Source organism: Pseudomonas sp. GYB4201, assembly GCF_056312595.1.
In genome coordinates this window covers 11,715-30,263 of the sequence record NZ_JBWGIG010000016.1, presented here as the reverse complement: position 1 = coordinate 30,263, position 18,549 = coordinate 11,715, and the positions used below count along the sequence as shown (strand labels likewise).

At 64.0% G+C, this 18,549-nt stretch carries 23 protein-coding genes; 11 read left to right on the top strand and 12 right to left on the bottom strand.

What is annotated here, in order from left to right; all coding sequences use genetic code 11:
* Positions 1-184 precede the first annotated feature (184 nt).
* Both AC0Z2B_RS16700 and AC0Z2B_RS16695 read left to right on the top strand, forming a co-directional pair.
* Positions 185-436, top strand: coding sequence for a type II toxin-antitoxin system Phd/YefM family antitoxin (locus AC0Z2B_RS16700; protein ID WP_416421860.1), 252 nt, complete (start codon positions 185-187; stop codon positions 434-436).
* A gap of 9 nt (positions 437-445) precedes the next feature.
* Positions 446-811 carry a type II toxin-antitoxin system RelE/ParE family toxin gene (locus tag AC0Z2B_RS16695; RefSeq protein ID WP_476298113.1) on the top strand — a complete coding sequence of 122 codons (366 nt, stop codon included), beginning with the start codon at positions 446-448 and terminating at the stop codon, positions 809-811.
* Positions 812-823: 12 nt separating this feature from the next.
* Here the strand turns inward: AC0Z2B_RS16695 and AC0Z2B_RS16690 are convergent, their stop codons facing one another.
* Positions 824-1,735 carry a LysR family transcriptional regulator gene (locus AC0Z2B_RS16690; RefSeq protein WP_416421862.1) on the bottom strand — a complete coding sequence of 304 codons (912 nt, stop codon included), beginning with the start codon at positions 1,733-1,735 and terminating at the stop codon, positions 824-826.
* Between the two features lie 129 nt (positions 1,736-1,864).
* Positions 1,865-2,125 (bottom strand): accessory factor UbiK family protein, encoded by a 261-nt coding sequence (locus tag AC0Z2B_RS16685; protein ID WP_416421863.1) that lies wholly within the window; start codon positions 2,123-2,125, stop codon positions 1,865-1,867.
* 412 nt (positions 2,126-2,537) lie between these two features.
* Between AC0Z2B_RS16685 and glnK the strand changes: the two genes are divergently transcribed.
* From glnK to sutA, 4 genes are all read left to right on the top strand, one after another.
* Positions 2,538-2,876, top strand: a complete 339-nt coding sequence (gene glnK / locus AC0Z2B_RS16680) for a P-II family nitrogen regulator (RefSeq protein WP_002555808.1) — start codon at positions 2,538-2,540, stop codon at positions 2,874-2,876.
* Positions 2,877-2,911: 35 nt separating this feature from the next.
* Complete coding sequence (locus AC0Z2B_RS16675) at positions 2,912-4,249, top strand: ammonium transporter (RefSeq protein WP_416421864.1); 1,338 nt, start codon at positions 2,912-2,914, stop codon at positions 4,247-4,249.
* A 200-nt stretch (positions 4,250-4,449) separates the two neighbouring features.
* The gene (locus AC0Z2B_RS16670) at positions 4,450-4,875 is read left to right on the top strand and encodes a secondary thiamine-phosphate synthase enzyme YjbQ (protein ID WP_416421865.1); all 426 of its coding nucleotides are present in this window, start codon (positions 4,450-4,452) and stop codon (positions 4,873-4,875) included.
* Between the two features lie 101 nt (positions 4,876-4,976).
* A complete protein-coding gene (sutA, locus tag AC0Z2B_RS16665; RefSeq protein ID WP_416421866.1) occupies positions 4,977-5,300 on the top strand; it encodes a transcriptional regulator SutA in 324 nt (107 codons plus the stop codon).
* 61 nt (positions 5,301-5,361) lie between these two features.
* On the opposite strand, the gene AC0Z2B_RS16660 is transcribed toward sutA, so the two are convergent.
* The 6 genes from AC0Z2B_RS16660 to lptM are packed head-to-tail and all read right to left on the bottom strand — an operon-like array spanning position 5,362 to position 9,954.
* On the bottom strand, positions 5,362-6,060 hold the full coding sequence (locus tag AC0Z2B_RS16660; RefSeq protein ID WP_476298110.1) for an HAD family hydrolase: 699 nt from the start codon (positions 6,058-6,060) through the stop codon (positions 5,362-5,364).
* Entirely contained in the window at positions 6,057-6,956 is a 900-nt protein-coding gene (gene xerC, locus AC0Z2B_RS16655) for a tyrosine recombinase XerC (protein WP_416421868.1), read from the bottom strand. Before xerC ends, AC0Z2B_RS16660 begins: the two co-directional genes overlap by 4 nt.
* Before the next feature lie 2 nt (positions 6,957-6,958).
* On the bottom strand, positions 6,959-7,696 hold the full coding sequence (locus AC0Z2B_RS16650; protein ID WP_473005067.1) for a DUF484 family protein: 738 nt from the start codon (positions 7,694-7,696) through the stop codon (positions 6,959-6,961).
* Between the two features lie 13 nt (positions 7,697-7,709).
* Complete coding sequence (gene dapF / locus AC0Z2B_RS16645; RefSeq protein ID WP_473005068.1) at positions 7,710-8,540, bottom strand: diaminopimelate epimerase; 831 nt, start codon at positions 8,538-8,540, stop codon at positions 7,710-7,712.
* Positions 8,541-8,544: 4 nt separating this feature from the next.
* A complete protein-coding gene (gene lysA / locus AC0Z2B_RS16640; protein WP_476298108.1) occupies positions 8,545-9,792 on the bottom strand; it encodes a diaminopimelate decarboxylase in 1,248 nt (415 codons plus the stop codon).
* 9 nt (positions 9,793-9,801) lie between these two features.
* The gene (gene lptM, locus AC0Z2B_RS16635; protein ID WP_416421872.1) at positions 9,802-9,954 is read right to left on the bottom strand and encodes an LPS translocon maturation chaperone LptM; all 153 of its coding nucleotides are present in this window, start codon (positions 9,952-9,954) and stop codon (positions 9,802-9,804) included.
* A gap of 183 nt (positions 9,955-10,137) precedes the next feature.
* Here lptM and cyaY point away from each other — a divergent pair, with 183 nt between their 5' ends.
* Together cyaY and AC0Z2B_RS16625 are read left to right on the top strand one after the other, a co-directional pair.
* Entirely contained in the window at positions 10,138-10,464 is a 327-nt protein-coding gene (gene cyaY / locus AC0Z2B_RS16630) for an iron donor protein CyaY (RefSeq protein WP_416421873.1), read from the top strand.
* A gap of 2 nt (positions 10,465-10,466) precedes the next feature.
* On the top strand, positions 10,467-10,691 hold the full coding sequence (locus tag AC0Z2B_RS16625; RefSeq protein WP_476298106.1) for a DUF1289 domain-containing protein: 225 nt from the start codon (positions 10,467-10,469) through the stop codon (positions 10,689-10,691).
* A 3-nt stretch (positions 10,692-10,694) separates the two neighbouring features.
* Here AC0Z2B_RS16625 and AC0Z2B_RS16620 read toward each other — a convergent pair whose 3' ends face one another.
* From AC0Z2B_RS16620 to AC0Z2B_RS16610, 3 genes are all read right to left on the bottom strand, one after another.
* Complete coding sequence (locus AC0Z2B_RS16620; protein WP_476298104.1) at positions 10,695-13,529, bottom strand: class I adenylate cyclase; 2,835 nt, start codon at positions 13,527-13,529, stop codon at positions 10,695-10,697.
* A 155-nt stretch (positions 13,530-13,684) separates the two neighbouring features.
* Positions 13,685-13,930: a TIGR02647 family protein gene (locus AC0Z2B_RS16615; protein WP_476298102.1), complete on the bottom strand. Its 246-nt coding sequence runs from the start codon at positions 13,928-13,930 to the stop codon at positions 13,685-13,687.
* Positions 13,931-14,059: 129 nt separating this feature from the next.
* The gene (locus AC0Z2B_RS16610; RefSeq protein ID WP_473005071.1) at positions 14,060-14,356 is read right to left on the bottom strand and encodes a hypothetical protein; all 297 of its coding nucleotides are present in this window, start codon (positions 14,354-14,356) and stop codon (positions 14,060-14,062) included.
* A 145-nt stretch (positions 14,357-14,501) separates the two neighbouring features.
* Between AC0Z2B_RS16610 and AC0Z2B_RS16605 the strand changes: the two genes are divergently transcribed.
* The gene (locus tag AC0Z2B_RS16605; protein ID WP_476298100.1) at positions 14,502-15,176 is read left to right on the top strand and encodes a glutathione S-transferase family protein; all 675 of its coding nucleotides are present in this window, start codon (positions 14,502-14,504) and stop codon (positions 15,174-15,176) included.
* A 19-nt stretch (positions 15,177-15,195) separates the two neighbouring features.
* Here AC0Z2B_RS16605 and argH read toward each other — a convergent pair whose 3' ends face one another.
* Positions 15,196-16,590, bottom strand: coding sequence for an argininosuccinate lyase (gene argH / locus AC0Z2B_RS16600; RefSeq protein WP_476298098.1), 1,395 nt, complete (start codon positions 16,588-16,590; stop codon positions 15,196-15,198).
* Positions 16,591-16,685: 95 nt separating this feature from the next.
* On the opposite strand from argH, the gene AC0Z2B_RS16595 reads away from it, so the two are divergent.
* Both AC0Z2B_RS16595 and AC0Z2B_RS16590 read left to right on the top strand, forming a co-directional pair.
* Positions 16,686-17,780, top strand: a complete 1,095-nt coding sequence (locus AC0Z2B_RS16595) for a sensor histidine kinase (RefSeq protein ID WP_476298219.1) — start codon at positions 16,686-16,688, stop codon at positions 17,778-17,780.
* A complete protein-coding gene (locus tag AC0Z2B_RS16590; protein WP_416421880.1) occupies positions 17,777-18,523 on the top strand; it encodes a LytR/AlgR family response regulator transcription factor in 747 nt (248 codons plus the stop codon). The genes AC0Z2B_RS16595 and AC0Z2B_RS16590 overlap by 4 nt, the downstream gene beginning before the upstream one ends.
* Positions 18,524-18,549 lie beyond the last annotated feature (26 nt).

The following is an 18,549-nucleotide window of genomic DNA, read 5'->3' as shown; positions in this document are numbered from 1 at the left end:
AGAAGAGAAGCAAATAAGTGATGGAGGCATCGAACTGACACCAGCGTTGCCACACCAAGGGCAGGTTTCCAGTTGTCGGTTGGTATCGACCGTGGCCTAAATTTGGGCCACTATGAGTTCTCACACTCTTCCCTAGCGCAGTCTTCGTCTGCGCACCCTGCACCATCCGCCAGTGAGGTTTTCCATGAGGGTTGAAACCATCAGTTACCTGAAAAAGCATGCAGCCGACCTGGAATTGGATGAACCTATGGTGGTCACCCAAAACGGCAAGCCGGCCTATGTGATCGAGTCCTATGACGAGCGCGCGCGTCGTGACGAGGTAATCGCGTTGGTCAAGCTGCTGGCCATGGGTTCACAAGAGTACAAGGAAGGCAAACATTGCTCTGGCGATGAGCTCAAGGCGCGCCTTGCCAAAAGATTTACGTCTGAATCATAAGGATATCGTGTGGCGGAATCCGGAAGGCCTTTCAAGCTTCTATTCACCCCTACTGCTGTTCAGAGTATTGAAGATCAAGTGTCGTTCCTGGCCTCGACACCGGCTCACGATGATGCTTCAGCCTACCGCTGTCTTACCGAGTTGATCGACCAACTGCAGGAGCGCTTGTGCAAATTTCCTTCTGGATTTCCAGTCTCACCAGAGGCAAGTGAATTGGGGGTTGTCAGTTACCGACGCGTGATAATTGGACCATTTCGGATCTTTTACGAGATCCTGGAAGCGCCTCGTGAGGTTGCCGTGCTCCTTGTATTGCGCCAGAGGCAAAGCGTTGAGAAAGCCCTGATTCGATACTGCCTGGTGAAGCCTTTTTCCTGAAAGGCTGCGAAGTCAGCGCGGCAAATCACTCATGAACGCCTCCAGCCGCGACCTCAACCACCGCTCCCCCGGGTCCGTATCCATCACGCTCAACCACACCATCGACAGGTCCAGCGTAGGCGTGTCGAACGGCAGCGGCTCGGTGTACAGGTTGCCGTAGCCCACCATCGCGTTCGCCGCGTAGTCGGGGGCGCCGGCGAGCAGGTCGGTGCCGGCCAGCAGGGCGGGCAGGGCACTGTATTGGGGGACGGAGAGGACGACGTTGCGCTTGCGGCCGATTTCCTCCAGCCACTCGTCCACCACGCCGCTGGTGTTGGCCATGTGCGAGACCAGCACGTGGGGGCGTTCGCAGTATTCGTCGAGGGTCAGCGGGTGGTCGGATTTGTCGGCGCGCAGGATGCGCGGCTGGATGCGCCGCAGCAGCTTGCGCTTGGCGTTGGCCGGCAGGCCGCGGGTCTGGCTGATGCCCACGGTGATTTCGCCGGAGGCGAGCAGGTCGGGCACGCGCCAGTAGTCCACGTGCTGCACCACGAACACCACCTTCGGCGCCTCCTGGCGCAGGGCGCGCAGCAGGGGCGGCAGCAGGCCGAACTCGACGTCGTCGGACAGGCCGATGCGGAAGGTGGAGTTGCTGACGGCGGGGTCGAAGTCGTGGCTCAGGCTGATGGCGATGGACAGCGCGTCCAGGGCCGGCGACAGGTGCCGGGCCAGTTCCTCGGCGCGGGCGGTGGGCTCCATGCGGTGGCCGACACGCACGAACAGCGGGTCGTTGAACATGCTGCGCAGGCGGTTGAGCGCCGAGCTGATGGTGGGCTGGCCGAGGAACAGCTTTTCGGCGACGCGGGTGACGTTGCGCTCGAGCATCAAGGTCTCGAACACCACCATCAGGTTGATGTCGGCCTTGCGCAATTCATTGCGGTTCATCGGCGGCTGCCCCCAGTCCATTCGCATATGGCTGGAGTGTAGAGGGGCGGGTTTGTATGACGCAATGCTACAAACCCAACGCCCCGTAGCAGCGGCCGCAGGCCGGGTCACCGGGCGCGAGCAGAGCCGTTATTCCGCAGGTGGCGCCAGGCGTGCTTCGAGTTCGGCCATCTTCGCTTCCAGCGCTTCCAGGCGCGCGCGGGTGCGGGCCAGCACCACCATCTGGCTGTCGAATTCTTCCCGGCTTACCAGGTCCAGCTTGCTGAAGCCGCTTTGCAGCAGCACCTTGAACTGGCTTTCCAGCTCGGCGCGTGGCTGGCTGGTGTCGCTGCTGAACAGGCGCGAGGCGTGGTCGCCAAGGGCGTCGAGGAAGGCTTTGGGCGCAAGCATGGTGAAATTCCTGAATCTGATGGCCTGGAGTGTAACACGCAGGCGTCTATAGTCAGTGGCGTGGCGGCCGCACGGTTTTTGCGCATCGCCACGTTCGAGTGCGCACCAGGATAGGGCGCAACCGTTGATCAGATGTGGGGCGAGGGCGACAAGCAAGGGGAAACACGCCGAATTTGTTGGGTTGCACGGACATGGCAAGCTTTCTGCTTACACAGCATTGACCCATGCACTGATGCAGTCGATGTGACGAATGCAGTGCGCAGGCGGAGCGGGATGTGTTTCGTCAGGAGCGGTACTGGTGGTTGGTCTGGGGATGTGGGACCGACGACGCGTTACAAAGCCAGGCACTGCGCTTAGACTTGAGCTGGGTTTGTTTTCCTGGGGCAAGTCCACTAATTCGGGAGAGAGTTTCATGAAGCTAGTCACTGCCATCATCAAGCCGTTCAAATTGGACGACGTCCGCGAGTCGCTGTCTGAAATCGGCGTGCAGGGCATTACCGTAACCGAGGTGAAAGGCTTCGGGCGCCAGAAGGGTCACACCGAGCTGTATCGCGGCGCGGAATACGTGGTCGACTTTTTGCCCAAGGTGAAGATCGATGTCGCCATTGACGACAAGGATCTGGACCGGGTGATCGAGGCGATCACCAAGGCTGCCAACACCGGCAAGATCGGCGACGGCAAGATTTTCGTGGTCAATCTGGAACAGGCCATTCGCATCCGTACCGGCGAAACCGATACCGACGCGATCTAAGCCGCCCCAAACCCAACGCCCCAGGAGAAAACAATATGACTCTGCGTCAATTCGCAGGGCTAGGAGCCCTGTTGTCCCTCGTAATACCCGGCATGGCCCTGGCGGCTGATCCGGTTCCGGCACCGGTGCTCAATTCGGGCGATACCGCGTGGATGCTGACGTCCACCGCCCTGGTGCTGTTCATGACCATTCCTGGCCTGGCGTTGTTCTACGGCGGCATGGTTCGTTCGAAAAACATTCTTTCCGTGATGATGCAGTGCTTCGCCATTACCGGCCTGGTCAGCATTCTGTGGACCATCTATGGCTACAGCCTGGCGTTCGATACCACCGGTATGGAAGCTGGCGTCGTCAACTACAACTCCTTCTTCGGCAGCATGGCCAAGGCGTTCCTGGCGGGTATCACCCCGGCCAGCATCACTGGCCCTGCGGCGCTGATTCCGGAAGCGGTGTTCGTCACCTTCCAGATGACCTTCGCCATCATCACCCCGGCGCTGATCGTGGGTGCCTTCGCCGAGCGCATGAAATTCTCGGCCATGCTGGTGTTCATGGGCATCTGGTTCACCCTGGTGTACGCACCGATCGCGCACATGGTCTGGTCTGGTCCGGGCTCGCTGCTGGGTGACTGGGGCGTGCTGGACTTCGCCGGTGGTACCGTGGTGCACATCAACGCCGGTATCGCAGGCCTGGTGGCGTGCCTGGTGCTGGGCAAGCGCAAAGGCTTCCCGACCACCCCGATGGCCCCGCACAACCTGGGCTACACCCTGATGGGCGCAGCGATGCTGTGGGTAGGCTGGTTCGGCTTCAACGCCGGTTCCGCCGCCGCTGCCAACGGCACCGCCGGCATGGCCATGCTGGTCACCCAGATCGCCACCGCCGCCGCTGCACTGGGCTGGATGTTCGCCGAGTGGATCACCCACGGCAAACCTAGCGCCCTGGGTATCGCTTCGGGCGTGGTTGCCGGCCTGGTAGCCATCACCCCAGCTGCCGGTACCGTGGGCCCGATGGGCGCCCTGGTCATCGGCCTGGCGGCTGGCGTGGTGTGCTTCTTCTGCGCCACCACCCTGAAACGCAAGCTGGGCTACGACGACTCCCTGGACGCCTTCGGCGTGCACGGTATCGGCGGTATCCTCGGCGCTATCCTGACCGGCGTGTTCGCAGCCCCGTCGCTGGGCGGCTTCGGCACCGTGACCGACATCGCTGCCCAAGTCTGGATTCAGTGCAAGGGCGTGGCGTTCACCATCGTCTACACCGCCGTGGTGACCTACGTCATCCTCAAGGTGCTGGACGTGGTCATGGGCCTGCGCGTCAACGACGAAGAAGAGTCGGTTGGCCTGGACCTGGCGCAACACAACGAGCGCGGCTACAACCTGTAACCGCCTGCGAAAAAATGCCCGGCTTGCCGGGCATTTTTTTGCCTGCGATTTGTCATTTGTCCAGGGCGCAAACGGTTTCTGCCAGCCAAGTTCCAGCAACCGTGCCATGTAGGCGAAAGGCTTACAGGCAATGATGAATTTAGCCCCTTTGCTTTTTCCCAGAGCGCGCTAGAATGCGCCCCGAACGTGTGGAGAATGGTATGTGGCAGCAACGGTTGATCACCTTGAAGCCAAGGCCGCGCGGCTTTCACCTGGTAACGGATGAGCTGCTGCACGACTGGCCAGAGTTGCGTGCATGCCGTATCGGCCTGCTGCACCTGCTGCTGCAACATACGTCGGCGTCGTTGACCATCAACGAGAACGCCGACCCTGCGGTTCGGCGTGATTTCGAGCGTTTCTTCAACCGCCTGGTGCCCCAGGGCGACGGCGGCTATGAACACAACGACGAAGGCGCGGATGACCTGCCGGCACACTTCAAGGCCAGTTTGCTAGGCTGTCAACTGACGTTGCCGGTGCGGGACGGGCGGCTGGCGCTGGGTACCTGGCAGGGTGTGTATTTGGGTGAGCACCGTGATCATGGCGGTGCTCGCAGGGTGCTCGCCACGTTGCAGGGCGAGGCCAAATGACCGTCGGCAAACCGACGGATATGAATTTTTCCTGGCAGCCATCGACAGACGGTCAGGCTGCGCTATAAATAATCTGCTTTTCGCAAGTCATGAGGTAGAACATGAGCGACGATGATCTGGAAAACGACGAACTCGAAGTAGGTGACGAGGACGATACCGAGGAAGGCCTGGAAGCGGCAGCTGAAGACGTTGCCGACGACAGCGGCGACGATACCCCCGCGCCCTCGGCCAAAGGCAAATCCAAGGCTGCAGTGTCGGTAGACGAACTGCCTAGCATTGAAGCCAAGAACAAGGAGCGTGATGCCCTTGCCCGCGCCATGGAAGAATTCCTGGCTCGTGGTGGCAAGGTGCAGGAAGTCGAGGCCAATGTGGTCGCCGACCCGCCCAAGAAGCCGGACAACAAATACGGCAGCCGCCCTATCTGAGTCCCTGCTTGCATGAAAAAAGCCCGCCGTCGCTGCGGGCTTTTTCATGCCTGGGCGTTGGTTATTTCCAGCGTGCGAGAATGTGCGGGATCTCCAACAGGCTACGCACCTCGGCGTCCGGCTTGTGATCCGCCTCCCACGCCTTGCCCTGCGGGTTGAACCAGATGGCCCGGAAGCCGGCCTGCTGGGCGCCGAAAATGTCGTCGCCGGGGTGGTCACCCACATGCACCGCGGCACTGGCCGCTACGCCACCGGCGCGCTTGAGCGCCTCGTTGAACAGCGCCGGGTCCGGCTTGCCGATGCCCAGGTCCTCGGCGCACAGGGCAAAGCCGAAGCGGTCGGCCAGGCCCAGGCGGCGCACGTCGGCGTTGCCGTTGGTGACCACGCCCAGGGTGTAGTGCTGGCCCAGTTGTTCCAGTGCCGGTAGCACTTCGGGGAATACCTCGATCTGGTGACGGGCGTGTAGGAATACCTCGAAGCTCTTTTCTGCAAGCGGCACGGCTTCGGCCTCCGGGTAGCCGGCTTCGCGCAGGGCGTGCAGCAGCACCAGGCGGCGCAGCGCACTGATGCGGTGCTTCAGGCCAGGTTCGGCATCCACCAGGCGCTGGCGAATGGCGAACAAATGCTCGACCTCAACGCCGCCCAGTTTTGGTGCGTGCCTGGCCAGCCAATCGCGCAGCACCGCTTCGGCGCTGACGATGACGGGCGCGGTGTCCCACAGGGTGTCGTCGAGGTCGAAGGTGATCAGCTCGATGCTCATGTGTCACTGTCCTTGCTGCGTTTGGCCCGTGGGTGGGCGCTGTCGTAGACCGTGGCCAGGTGCTGGAAGTCCAGGTGGGTGTAGATCTGCGTGGTGGCGATGTCGGCATGGCCGAGCATTTCCTGCACCGCGCGCAGGTCCTGGGACGACTCCAGCAAATGGCTGGCGAAAGAGTGCCGCAGCATGTGCGGGTGCAGGTTCTGGCCCAGCTCGCGCTCGCCGGCGGCCTTGACCCGCAGCTGGATGGCCCGCGGGCCCAGGCGTCGGCCCTGCTGGCTGACGAACACGGCGTCGTCGGCGGGGTTGCTCAGGCCGCGCAGGGGCAGCCACTGCTGCAGCGCCTCGCGCGCCTTGCGCCCCACTGGCAGCACGCGGGTCTTGCTGCCCTTGCCGTGCACTTGTACCAGGCCGTCGGCCAGGTCCAGCTGCTCAAGGTTCAGGCTGGTCAGCTCCGACAGGCGCAGGCCCGAGGAATAGAACAGCTCCAGCATGGCCTGGTCGCGGTGGGCGAGAAAATCGTCCTCCACGGCGCCTTCCAGCAACTGCAGCGCACGGTCGGTGTCGAGGGTGCGCGGCAGGCGCCGCTCGCCCTTGGGTGGCGACAGGCCGTTGGCCGGGTCGTGGCTGCAGATGCCTTCGCGGTTGAGGTAGCGGTACAAGCCGCGCACCGCTGATAGCAGGCGGGCCAGGCTGCGCGAGGATTGCCCCTGCTGGTGCAGGCGGGCGACCAGGCGGCGCAGCTGCTGGATGTCGAGGGCGTTCCAGCTGGCCAGCTGTTCTTTCTCACAGAACGCCAGCACCTTGTCCAGGTCGCGCCGGTAGGCTTGCAGGGTGTGGTCGGACACTTGCCGCTCACTGCGCAGGTGCGCGCAGTAAGCGTCCAGGTGCGCCTGCATGGTCAGCGTACCGAGCGCAGGCTGCCGGTGAAGCGCGGCAACACGCGGCCCAGCACCTCGGCGATGTAGCTCAGGAACAGCGTGCCCACCGAGCTCTTGTAGTGCTGGGGGTCGCGGCTGCCGATGGCCAGCACGCCGTGCAGGCCCTGGTGGGTCAGCGCGACCACGGCGGTGGAGCCGACCTGCTTGCGCTGTTCCTCGCCGAACAGGAAGTCCAGCTCATGGTCGCGCAGGCTGCCGCTGACGGTCTTGCCGCCCGACAGCAGCGCGCCGATGGCCTGGTGCGCCTCGCTGCTGCTGACCCAGCGGCCCACCGGGGTGGCGATCTCGCTGAACAGGATGAGGCTGACGAAGGGCACCTGGAATTCCTGGCGCAGGCTGTCTTCCACGGCGATGACCACTTCTTCCAGGCTGGCGGCATCGAGGATGTCGAGGATCAGCCGGCGGGTCTTGTCGAACAGGCGGTCGTTGTCGCGGGCCACGTCCATGAGCTGCGACAGGCGGTGGCGCATCTCGATGTTGCGCTCGCGCAGCAGCTTCATCTGCCGTTCCACCAGCGACACGGTGTCGCCGCGCTGGTGCGGCAGGCGCAGGCTGATCAGCAGCTCCTCGCGTTCCACGAAGAACTCCGGGTTGGCTTGCAGGAACGCCGCGACCGCATCAGCCCCGGGGGCCGGCGCCGTGCTGTCCTCAACGTTATCAAGGGGCTGTGGTGCAGGTGCCTGGGGCTTCTTGGTCATGGTCGTGGCTCGCTCATAGACGCACTTGTCCTTCGTAGACGCGCACCGCCGGGCCGGTCATCAGCACGGGCTGGCCGGGGCCCGCCCATTCGATGGACAAGCGCCCGCCGGGCAGGTCGATCAACAGCGGTGAATCCATCCAGCCCTGGCTGATGGCGGCGACCGCGGCGGCGCAGGCGCCGGTACCGCAGGCCTGGGTTTCCCCGGCGCCGCGTTCCCAGACGCGCAGTTGCGCGCGCTGACGGTCGATCACGTGCAGGAAGCCGACGTTGACCCGCGCCGGGAAGCGCGGATGGTGTTCGATTTTCGGGCCCAGCTGGTGCACCGGCGCGGCGTTGATGTCGTCGACCTTCAGCACCGCATGGGGGTTGCCCATGGACACCGCCGCCAGGTTCACCACCTGGCCGTCGACCTCGACGTCGTAGTTCTTCGCCTGGGCGTCGGCCACGAACGGGATGTCGGCGGGCACCAGGCGTGGTGGGCCCATGTCGACGCTGATCTGGCCGTCGTTGCGGATATCCAGCTCGATGATGCCGCTCTTGGTTTCCACGCGAATGCGCTTCTTGGCGGTCAGGCGCTTGTCCAGCACGAAGCGGGCGAAGCAGCGCGCGCCGTTGCCGCACTGTTCCACTTCCGAACCGTCGGAGTTGAAGATGCGGTAGCGGAAGTCGACGTCCGGGTTGCTCGGCGCCTCCACCAACAGCAGTTGGTCGAAGCCGACGCCGGTGTGGCGGTCGCCCCATTGTTTGGCATGCTTGGGCAGGATATGCGCGTGTTGGCTGACCAGGTCCAGGACCATGAAGTCATTGCCCAGCCCATGCATCTTGGTAAAGCGCAGCAGCATGGGTTTACTCCGGCAACAGGCTTTCGCCCGCGAACAGTTCGGCGACCGTTTCACGGCGGCGCACTTCAAACGCCTGGTCGGCATCGACCAGCACTTCAGCGGCACGGCCGCGGGTGTTGTAGTTCGAGCTCATGACGAAACCATACGCCCCGGCCGAACGCACGGCCAGCAGGTCACCTTCTGCAAGGGCCAGCTGGCGCGCCTTGGCCAGGAAGTCGCCGGTCTCGCAGATCGGCCCGACGATGTCATAGCTGCGGCCTTCGCCTTCGCGCGGCTGTACGGCGCTGACGTCCATCCACGCCTGGTACAGGGCCGGGCGGATCAGGTCGTTCATGGCCGCGTCGACGATGGCGAAGTCCTTGTGATCGGTGTGCTTGAGGTACTCGACCTTGGTCAGCAGCACGCCGGCGTTGGCGACGATGTAGCGCCCCGGCTCGAACACCAGCGCCAGGTCGCGGCCTTGCAGGCGCTCGCGCACGGCCTTGATGTAGTCGCCGGCCAGCGGTGGTTGCTCGTCCTGGTAACGCACGCCCAGGCCACCGCCCAGGTCGATGTGTTGCAGGAAGATGCCGCAGTCGCCCAGGCGGTCGACCAGGCCCAGCAGGCGGTCGAGGGCGTCGAGGAAGGGTTCCAGGCTGGTGAGCTGCGAGCCGATGTGGCAATCGACGCCTATCACTTCCAGGTTCGGCAGCTGGGCTGCGCGAACGTAGACGTCTTCGGCGGCGACGATGTCGATGCCAAACTTGTTTTCCGCAAGGCCGGTGGAGATGTACGGGTGGGTGCCGGCGTCGACGTCGGGGTTCACCCGCAGCGACACCGGGGCGCGCACGCCCAGCTCGGCGGCTACCTGTTGCAGGCGCTCCAGTTCGTCGGTGGACTCGACGTTGAAGCAGTGCACGCCCACTTCCAGAGCGCGGCGCATGTCTTCGCGGGTCTTGCCGACGCCGGAAAACACCACGCGGTCGGCACGGCCGCCAGCGGCCAGGACGCGTTCCAGCTCACCGCCCGAGACAATGTCGAAGCCTGCACCCAGGCGGGCCAGCAGGTTCAGCACGCCGAGGTTGGAGTTGGCCTTGACCGCGAAGCAGACCAGGTGCGACATGCCGGCGAGGGCGTCGGCATAGGCCCGGTACTGCTGTTCGATGTGCGCACGGGAATAGACATAGGTTGGCGTGCCGAAACGCTCGGCAATGGAAGCCAACGACACGCCTTCCGCGAACAGCTCACCGCCGCGGTAGTTGAAAGCGTCCATGGTCTTCCCTTACATCATGTGTTTGTGCGATTTCGACGAGCCGTCCTGTTGCACGGTGGATTTTTGGCCGTCCGGCAGGAACAGCGGGCCTTTCTGGCCGCAGGCGGACAGCAGGCAGGCAGCCGCGACCAGCGCAGCAAGGGCGGAAATCAGGCGCTTCATGGCGAAATCCTTTGTAAAAGCATTAATTGCGCCCGAGTATACCGGCCACCCGGCGCCTTGCCTATTGATGCCCGGTCGCTGCGCCCAGGGGGGGTAACTGGTCGTAATAACTTTGCAATCGGCGCCCGCTGCTCGTATCTTCCCGCGCTTGCAGTGTGATTGGACACTTACGAGGTTCCCGCAATGAGTTTGACCGAAGCGCGCTTTCATGACCTGGTCGATGCCACGCAACAGGCATTGGAAGAACTGTTCGAAGATCACGCCGACGACGTCGAGATTTCGTCCGGCCTGATGACCATCAAGTTCGACAACGGCAGCCAGCTGATCATCAGCCGCCAGGAACCCCTGCGCCAGCTGTGGCTGGCCGCGCGTTCGGGTGGCTACCACTTCGACTACGACGAAGAGATGGGCAAGTGGGTGTGCGAGAAGTCCGAAGAGCTGCTGGGCGAGATCCTCACCCGCGCCACCTGGGAACAGGCCGGCGTGAAGCTGGACTTCGAAGAGATCTGAGCGTGACCACCCAAACGCCAGCGGCCCGCCCGCCCAAGCCCTTGTTCAGCAACGTCAGCCCGGCGGTGCCGTCACCCTGCATCAGCCTGTGCCGGCTCAATGAGCAGAAGGTCTGCAAGGGCTGTTTCCGCCACGTGGAAGACATCCGCGAATGGCGTTCGGCCGACGACGCCCGTCGCCGGCAGATCTGCGACCAGGCCGCCGAGCGCCGCGCAGGCACGGCCTGAGGCCTACATCTGGCTCAAGGCGTTGTTCAGTGAGCGCTCAAGGTCGGCCTTGTAGCGCAGGTACAGGTGGGTGGCGCCCGGCGTGTCGCCCAGCAGGCCGGACAAGTCCAGGTCAGTGATGTAGCAGCGGTAGGCCATGGGCTCGGTGCGCTGCTTCAGGATCTGGCGGGCCACCACGCTGAACAGTTGCTCGCCATGCTCCAGCTCCGAGAACTCGCGTTGATTGCAGTACAGGGTCACGTGCACCTGGCCGGGTGGCGAGCGTTCGATAATCGCCTGCACATCGTAGTAACGCTTGCTGGTGGCCGTCGGCGGACCCGGCCGAGGTTCGGCGCTGCGGGCGCGGCCGCTGCCGGTGGGCAGCAGCTGGTAATACAGCACCTGCTCGTCATGGCCTTCCACGGCCTGCAGCGCGTTGCGGCGGCGCAGCACCGACTGCAGGAAACGCTGCATCGGCACCAACAGGCTAGCCTCGTCGTGTAGCGGCAGGCGCTGGTGCCATAGCGCGTTCAACTCATCCAGCACGTAGACGTCCGCCCAGCTGTCCTGCAGGCGGTAGAACAGCTGCACGCATTCGGGTTGCCCTAGCGGCAGCACAACGGCCAGGTCGTGATCTTCCAGCGCGTTGCCGTCCAGGTGCAGCGGGCTGTAGCCCGGCAGGTCCTCGCCCAGGTATTGCACCAGTGCCGCCACCGTAGGCAACGCCATGTGGCGCACGTTGCCCGGTACCAGTTCCAGCACGTGATACTGCTGCTGCACCTGGATCAGGTAGCGGTAGTGCAGGCCGCTGCGCAGCAACTGCTGGGCGGTGGCCAGCAAGGCCTCCACGCGCTGGGCGATGGCCTGGGCGCGGTTGTGGCAGAAGCAGCGCACACGCACCCGTGGCGTGGTGCCGGCGGGGAGATGATTGAGGTAGTCGCGCAGGCAATCCATCAAGGCCGTCGGGCCGTCGAAACGGTTGACCAGCACCTCGTTCCAGCTGTTGAGCACGACCTGGTCCAGGGTCAGCACCAGGTTCTCCCGCACCCCCGCGTAGCTCAGCGAGTCGGTGCGTTCGGTGGTCATCAGGATGTTCAGGTCGCGGTGATGCTTGAGCGGGTCGATGCCCACGTTCACCAGCAACAGCACTTCAACCGGCACCGTGGGCCGTAGCAGCTGTTCATCGGCCACCGTGCCCAGGGGCAGGGGGATGCTCTGTTGCAGGCTGGCAATCAGGTTGAACAGCTCGAATTCGGTCAGGTCGCTTTCGCCAGGGTGCAAGGCCAGGCGCGTGCTGCTGTCGATCACGCCGTTGCGGTGGCACCACACCAGCATTTCCAGCAGGTAGCGGCTGCGCTTGAAGGGCGCGAAGTGTTCCCACTCGTAGGCGCCCAGGTTGCCGTTGTACAGCCCCCACAGTACTTGCCCCGGTTCCTTGCGGTTGGGCGACTGCACCAGGGTCAGGGTGTCCTCGGCCAGGTCCGGGGCGATGCCGGGGTTGATGAACTCGACCTTGCCGGCCTTGCGCTCGAACGCTGCGTACAGGCGCCGGCCGAGAATGCTCAGGTCGCGACTGTTGATCCGGTTCACCGCTTGCTGGTCGCGGGCGAACTGGGTGAGGAAGCGGTAGCTGTAGTTGAGTTCGTTGACCAGCGCCCGGCGCTCGCTGGTCACCTGGCGCACCTTCCACTGGCTGCGGCTGTCGAGCAGCGCCAGGTGGCGGTTGTCCCAGCCCCATTCCGCCGCCAGGCGCTGCATCACCTGCCGCTGCCAGCTGGGCGGGCGTTGCCGGGAGCCGGCGGTCAGCTTCTTGTTGACCTTCAGGTACAGGCTGCGGCGCGCCAGCTCCAGGCGGTCGATGTCGCCGCGTGCCAGCAGGTATTCCTCGATGCGCCGGTACACCACCATGTAGGGGTCCAGTTCGTCGATGTCGACCTGGTTGGCGTACACCGCCTGCTTGAGGCGCAGGCTGAGGCAGCGCACCTCTGGATGTTCGCTGGCGTAGGCCTCGGTCAGCAGCAGCTTGAGCACTGACTTGTAGGGCGAGTCGATGCCCTTGAACAGTTGCCACAGCCCGGCGCCGATGAACTCGCCGGCGGGAATGTGCGCCAGGTGGCCCAGGTCCAGCACGTCCTCGGCGCGGATGAAACGCTTGCCCAGCAGGGTCTCGGTGTACTGGGCGTAGCGCGTCTCTTCGTACACCGGCACCAGCCACCACAGCGGCGTGCGGCCGGCCAGCCAGATGGCGGTGCGGTAGAACTCATCCAGCAGCAGGTAGTGCTGGCTGGTGCCGCAGTCTTCGGAGCTGAGTTCGGTGTCGCGCTCGCCACGCACGAAGCGCGGCGGGTCGATCAGGAAAAAGTGCGCCTCGGCGCCCTGGGTCGCGGCCCAGGCTTCCAGCAGCTGGCATTTCTTGCGCAGCTCGGCGATTGCGTCAGCGCCCAGTTCGGTGTCGTGGCACACCCAGAAGTCCATGTCGCTCTGTTCGGCCTGGGCCAGGGTGCCCAGGCTACCCATCAGGAACAGCCCGTGCAGCGGGCGTGGCGGGTTGCCATGGCGCGCCTTGTAGGAGAACGAGCGCGTCAGGCGCTGGGCTTCGGCCAGCACCTCGGGCTCGGGCTCGTAGTTCGACAGGCCGGCCGGGGTATTGCCCGAGACATAGCCGGGCAGCAGCGGGTGGTTGACGTGAAAGAACAGCGGCAACAGCGTCAGCACCTGTTGCTGGCGGGTCGACAGCCCTTCCATGGCGCGCCCCAGGCGGCCCTGGTTCAGCGTCAGGAAGCGTGCGCGCAGGGTCGCGAGAACCTTGCGATCGATTCCCTCGTCCAGATCGGGGCGGATTTCATGGGTGCGCGGCATCTGTGGCTCGAATCGACTGCTGGGCGACGTGACGTGGGCAGGGCGGAACACCCGCCTTCAGCCGGTTATCGGCAGCCTTGAGAAGAGTTTGAGCCGGGTTGGCAAAAATAACGGCAGCGCCGGCACCCCATCTGGCGCCGGCGCGAGCAGTGGCGTCAGGCGGGTTCGCCGACACTCAACACGGTCAGCAGCGCCTGGGCGTGCTGCGCAGCCTGTAGCCCGCCGCTGGTCAGGTAGCCGCCGTCGACCTGGGTGATCAGTTCCTTGTCGTGCAGCCGCTTGGCCGCCGCAATGGCCTGTGGGGTGGCGGTGTGGTGGATCTTGAGGCCTTCCTGGGTGTTGTCCAGATTGAACAGCGCGAGGATTTCCAGTTCGGCGACCAGCTCAGGGGTATACGACATAGGTACTCCGGACTTTTCTAGGAATAGACGGCCAACCCCAGCGGGGGCAGGCCGTGGAGGCCCCGGTTTGCGTGGAGGGCAGCGGGGCATCTCCAGTGTAGTAAGGCCGCAGCGATTCTGCCGGGAAACTCAGTCCTGCTCGGGCTTCGCCTCGGGTGGCAGCTCGGGCAGGGCGCGCAGGGCCTTTTCGTACCATTCGGTGTCGAACGCGCGGTCTTCTTCCAGGATCTTGTCGATTTCTACGGCAAGTACGTGGGCCATCATTTCCAGGATATCGTCGCGCTCGTAGCCGACCAGCGTCAGCTTGTTGAACGTGGCCTTGGCAGCGGGCGGGTTGTCGCTCTCGATCTGGTTCTCGATGGCCTGGATCAGGGTGTCTTCGGCGAATTGTTCGTCTTCGTCGTCGCGTTGGGTGGCGTCGGTCATTGCAGGTTCCTCACGGTAGGCCGCCAGTTTAACGGTATTGGTCGGCTTTGCATCAGCTGACGCGTCTTGAAATACAGAATGGCCCATCGCCCAACGGCGGCTGCCTAGTTTGGCGGCTCTCGTTCAAGGCCATGGAGGTCAGGTGATGCTCAAGTTGTACGGGTTTGCGTCCAGTAACTATTTCAACATGGTGCAATTGGCGTTGCTGGAGAAACGCCTGCCGTTCGAGGAGGTGTTGCTACACGGCTGCCAGAGCCCCGGGGTCATGGCGGTGAGCCGTCGTGGCAAAATCCCGGTGCTGGGCACCCCGGACGGATATTTGACTGAAACGGACGTGATCCTCGGTTATCTGGAGGAGGTGTACCCGCAACGGCGATTATTGCCTTGCGACCCGTTCGACCGGGCGCGGGTGAAGGCGTTGGCCAAGGAAATAGAGCTGTACATCGAGCTGCCCGCGCGGGTCTGCTACCCGGAGGTGTTCTTCGGCGGGCGCGCAACGCCACCGGCCTTGAAGGAGAAGGCCAGGCGAGACCTGGTGAAGGGGTTTGCCGCGTTGGCTGAAGGGGCATCATTTACCCCGTACGTCGCGGGGCGCGAGCCTACGCTTGCCGATATCTACTTCCTGTACAGCGTGGACCTGGCCAGGGAGGTGGGGTTGAAGCTTTTCGACATCGATTTCCTGGAGGGCCTGCCGGGTGCGCAGGCGCTGCTGGCGCTGTTGGCGCTCAACCCCAACGTGGTGGAGGTCGCCAGCCGCAGGGCCGATGACCAACTGCGGTTCCTGGCGCAACTCAACCCGGTAACCGCTGCCGCAGGCTAGCGGCAGCGGCTACAGGCGATCAGCGCTGGGCCAGCAGGGCCTGGCCGCGGATCACGGCGGCGCGTACCTGGGCTGGCGCGGTGCCGCCGATGTGGTCGCGGGCGTTGACCGAGCCTTCCAGGGTCAGCACCTCGAAGACGTCCTGGTCGATCTGGTCGCTGAAGTGGCGCAGTTCTTCCAGGCTCATCTCGGCCAGGTCCTTGCCGCTGTCCACGCCGTATTTCACGGCATGGCCGACGATTTCGTGGCAGTCACGGAACGGCAGGCCGCGGCGCACCAGGTAGTCGGCCAGGTCGGTGGCGGTGGAGAAACCGCGCAGAGCCGCTTCGCGCATGATGGCGTGCTTGGGCTTGATGGCCGGGATCATGTCGGCAAAGGCACGCAGCGAGTCGCGCAGGGTGTCGGCGGCGTCGAACAGCGGTTCCTTGTCTTCCTGGTTGTCCTTGTTGTAGGCCAGTGGCTGGCCTTTCATCAGGGTCAGCAGGCCCATCAGCGCACCGAACACGCGGCCGCTCTTGCCACGCACCAGCTCGGGCACGTCGGGGTTTTTCTTTTGCGGCATGATCGAGCTGCCGGTGCAGAAGCGGTCGGGCAGGTCAATGAACTGGAACTGGGCGCTGGTCCACAGCACCAGCTCTTCGGAGAAGCGCGACAGGTGCATCATGGCGATGCTGGCGGCGGCGCAGAATTCGATGGCGAAGTCACGGTCCGACACGCCGTCCAGCGAGTTACCGCCCACGGCTTCGAAGCCCAGCAGCTGGCAGGTCAGTTCGCGGTCGATCGGGTAGGTGGTGCCGGCCAGCGCGGCGCTGCCCAAAGGCATGCGGTTGGCGCGTTTGCGGCAGTCCACCAGGCGCTCGTAGTCGCGGCTGAGCATTTCGAACCAGGCCAGCAAGTGGTGGCCGAAGGTAACCGGCTGTGCAGTCTGCAGGTGGGTGAAGCCGGGCATGATGGTCTCGGCTTCGCGCTCGGCTTGCTCCAGCAGGCCTTTTTGCAGGCGGGTGATCTCGCCCAGGATCAGGTCGATCTCGTCGCGCAGCCACAGGCGGATGTCGGTGGCCACCTGGTCGTTGCGGCTGCGGCCGGTGTGCAGCTTCTTGCCGGTGATGCCGATGCGGTCGGTCAGGCGTGCCTCGATGTTCATGTGCACGTCTTCCAGGTCCACACGCCACTCGAAGGTGCCGGCCTCGATCTCGCCCTGGATGGTCTTCAGGCCATCGACAATGGTGTCGCGCTCGGCCTCGGTAAGCACGCCGACCTTGGCCAGCATGGTCGCGTGGGCGATCGAGCCCATGATGTCGTGACGGTAGAGGCGCTGGTCGAAGTTGACGGATGCGGTGAAGCGGGCGACAAAGGCGTCGACGGGCTCACTGAAGCGGCCGCCCCAGGACTGGTTGGTCTTGTCAGTACTCATGAATTCGCTCGTTGAAGGCGTGAACGGGAAATTGGCTGCAATAATAACAGGGCTTCAATCCGCTCGGGGATTGAGTGCCCAGTGGAATGCACATAATGCCTACAGATGGACGCAAGGCCGCACGCCGCCAGCGTGCGCAACAGGAGTTCTTCCTGCCGGTGCTGTGCGAGGCGCAGGCATTGCTGGTGCTGGTGATGCTGGCCGAACTGCTGGTGCTGGTACTGGTGCTGGCCGATCCCGGTGCGCCGGGCTTCGACTGGTCGCGGCTGGCCCTGACGTCGCTGTTCGTGCAGTGGCTGGTGCTGTTGTCGGCGGCGCTGCTGTGCGGCCTGCGCCCCTGGCTGGCGCGCCTGCACCCCGGCGCCGCCGGCGGCACCTGCTGCGCCATGGTGGTGGCGCTGACCCTGCTGGCCACCGGGCTGACCGATTACCTGCATTTGGTGCCGGCTACGCCTGCCTCGGATCTTTCCTTCGGCATATTCAACCGTTACCTGCGGCACGGGCTGATTGCGCTGATCATGTCGGCGCTGTTGCTGCGCTATTTTTACCTGCAGAGCCAATGGCGCATCCAGCAACGGGCCGAGCTCCAGGCACGGCTGGAAGCCTTGCAGGCGCGCATCAAGCCGCACTTCCTGTTCAACACGCTTAACAGTATCGCCAGCCTGGTGCCGGTGGACGCAGTGCGCGCCGAGCAGGCGGTGCTCGACCTCTCTGACCTGTTCCGCGCCAGCCTTGGCAAGGCCGGCACCCTGGTGAGCTGGCGCGAGGAGTTGGCCCTGTCGAAACGATATTTACGGATTGAGCAATATCGTCTTGGCGAGCGTCTACAGTTGGACTGGAGGGTCGACACAATTCCCGATGACCTGCCGATCCCGCAGCTAACCTTACAACCGTTGTTGGAGAACGCCTTGATCCACGGAGTGGCCCCACGCATAGAAGGGGGTGTGATCCGGGTGGAAGCCGACTATAAAGGGGGAGAGTTCATATTGTGTGTAAGCAATCCCTACGACGAAGCCGCCCCGCCGCGGGCTTCGGGCGGTACTCACCAGGCACTGACAAATATTGGTGCTCGACTTGCGGCACTTTTTGGCCCGCGCGCGAGTCTGAGCGTGGATCGCCGTGACGGTCGTCACTTCACCTGTCTACGCTATCCTTGTGCGAGACTCACGCAGGAATCCAGTGCTATATGAATGTCCTGATCGTTGATGACGAACCCCTGGCCCGCGAGCGCCTGACCCGATTGGTCAGCGATCTCGAGGGTTACAGTGTGCTAGAGCCCAGCGCCACCAATGGCGAGGAGGCCCTGGCCCTTATCGACAGCCTCAAGCCCGACGTGGTGTTGCTCGACATCCGCATGCCCGGCCTTGATGGACTGCAGGTTGCAGCCAAGCTGTGCGAGCGCGAGGCGCCGCCGGCGGTTGTGTTCTGTACCGCCCATGATGAATTTGCCCTGGACGCCTTCCAGACCAGCGCCCTGGGCTACCTGGTGAAACCGGTGCGCCCCGAGCACCTGCTCGAAGCGCTGAAAAAAGCCGAACGCCCCAACCGTGCGCAGCTCTCCGCGCTGACCCGTCCGGCCGCCGAAAGCGGCAGCGGCCCGCGCACCCATATCAGCGCACGCACGCGCAAGGGTATCGAGCTGATTCCGCTGGACCAGGTCATCTATTTCATTGCCGACCACAAGTACGTGACCCTGCGCCATGAAGGCGGCGAGGTGCTGCTCGACGAGCCCCTCAAGGCACTGGAGGACGAGTTCGGTGACCGCTTCGTGCGTATCCACCGCAACGCGCTGGTCGCCCGCGACCGCATCGAGCGCCTGCAACGCACGCCCCTGGGGCATTTCCAGTTATTCCTCAAGGGCCTCAATGGCGATGCGCTGATCGTCAGCCGCCGCCACGTGGCCGGTGTGCGCAAAATGATGCAACAGTTGTAGGCCGTCCGGGGCGGGCGAACCCGCTC

What these genes read in the sequence shown, in the direction of transcription:
- AC0Z2B_RS16615 (WP_476298102.1), bottom strand. Translation starts at nt 13,930, where the DNA reads ATGTCGTATACCCCTGAGCTGGTCGCCGAACTGGAAATCCTCGCGCTG.
- AC0Z2B_RS16685 (WP_416421863.1), bottom strand. Translation starts at nt 2,125, where the DNA reads ATGCTTGCGCCCAAAGCCTTCCTCGACGCCCTTGGCGACCACGCCTCG.
- lysA (WP_476298108.1), bottom strand. Translation starts at nt 9,792, where the DNA reads ATGGACGCTTTCAACTACCGCGGCGGTGAGCTGTTCGCGGAAGGCGTG.
- AC0Z2B_RS16660 (WP_476298110.1), bottom strand. Translation starts at nt 6,060, where the DNA reads ATGAGCATCGAGCTGATCACCTTCGACCTCGACGACACCCTGTGGGAC.
- cyaY (WP_416421873.1), top strand. Translation starts at nt 10,138, where the DNA reads ATGAGTTTGACCGAAGCGCGCTTTCATGACCTGGTCGATGCCACGCAA.
- sutA (WP_416421866.1), top strand. Translation starts at nt 4,977, where the DNA reads ATGAGCGACGATGATCTGGAAAACGACGAACTCGAAGTAGGTGACGAG.
- lptM (WP_416421872.1), bottom strand. Translation starts at nt 9,954, where the DNA reads ATGAAGCGCCTGATTTCCGCCCTTGCTGCGCTGGTCGCGGCTGCCTGC.
- AC0Z2B_RS16690 (WP_416421862.1), bottom strand. Translation starts at nt 1,735, where the DNA reads ATGAACCGCAATGAATTGCGCAAGGCCGACATCAACCTGATGGTGGTG.
- AC0Z2B_RS16650 (WP_473005067.1), bottom strand. Translation starts at nt 7,696, where the DNA reads ATGACCAAGAAGCCCCAGGCACCTGCACCACAGCCCCTTGATAACGTT.
- AC0Z2B_RS16675 (WP_416421864.1), top strand. Translation starts at nt 2,912, where the DNA reads ATGACTCTGCGTCAATTCGCAGGGCTAGGAGCCCTGTTGTCCCTCGTA.
- xerC (WP_416421868.1), bottom strand. Translation starts at nt 6,956, where the DNA reads ATGCAGGCGCACCTGGACGCTTACTGCGCGCACCTGCGCAGTGAGCGG.
- AC0Z2B_RS16595 (WP_476298219.1), top strand. Translation starts at nt 16,686, where the DNA reads ATGCCTACAGATGGACGCAAGGCCGCACGCCGCCAGCGTGCGCAACAG.
- glnK (WP_002555808.1), top strand. Translation starts at nt 2,538, where the DNA reads ATGAAGCTAGTCACTGCCATCATCAAGCCGTTCAAATTGGACGACGTC.
- argH (WP_476298098.1), bottom strand. Translation starts at nt 16,590, where the DNA reads ATGAGTACTGACAAGACCAACCAGTCCTGGGGCGGCCGCTTCAGTGAG.
- dapF (WP_473005068.1), bottom strand. Translation starts at nt 8,540, where the DNA reads ATGCTGCTGCGCTTTACCAAGATGCATGGGCTGGGCAATGACTTCATG.
- AC0Z2B_RS16670 (WP_416421865.1), top strand. Translation starts at nt 4,450, where the DNA reads ATGTGGCAGCAACGGTTGATCACCTTGAAGCCAAGGCCGCGCGGCTTT.
- AC0Z2B_RS16590 (WP_416421880.1), top strand. Translation starts at nt 17,777, where the DNA reads ATGAATGTCCTGATCGTTGATGACGAACCCCTGGCCCGCGAGCGCCTG.
- AC0Z2B_RS16620 (WP_476298104.1), bottom strand. Translation starts at nt 13,529, where the DNA reads ATGCCGCGCACCCATGAAATCCGCCCCGATCTGGACGAGGGAATCGAT.
- AC0Z2B_RS16700 (WP_416421860.1), top strand. Translation starts at nt 185, where the DNA reads ATGAGGGTTGAAACCATCAGTTACCTGAAAAAGCATGCAGCCGACCTG.
- AC0Z2B_RS16605 (WP_476298100.1), top strand. Translation starts at nt 14,502, where the DNA reads ATGCTCAAGTTGTACGGGTTTGCGTCCAGTAACTATTTCAACATGGTG.
- AC0Z2B_RS16610 (WP_473005071.1), bottom strand. Translation starts at nt 14,356, where the DNA reads ATGACCGACGCCACCCAACGCGACGACGAAGACGAACAATTCGCCGAA.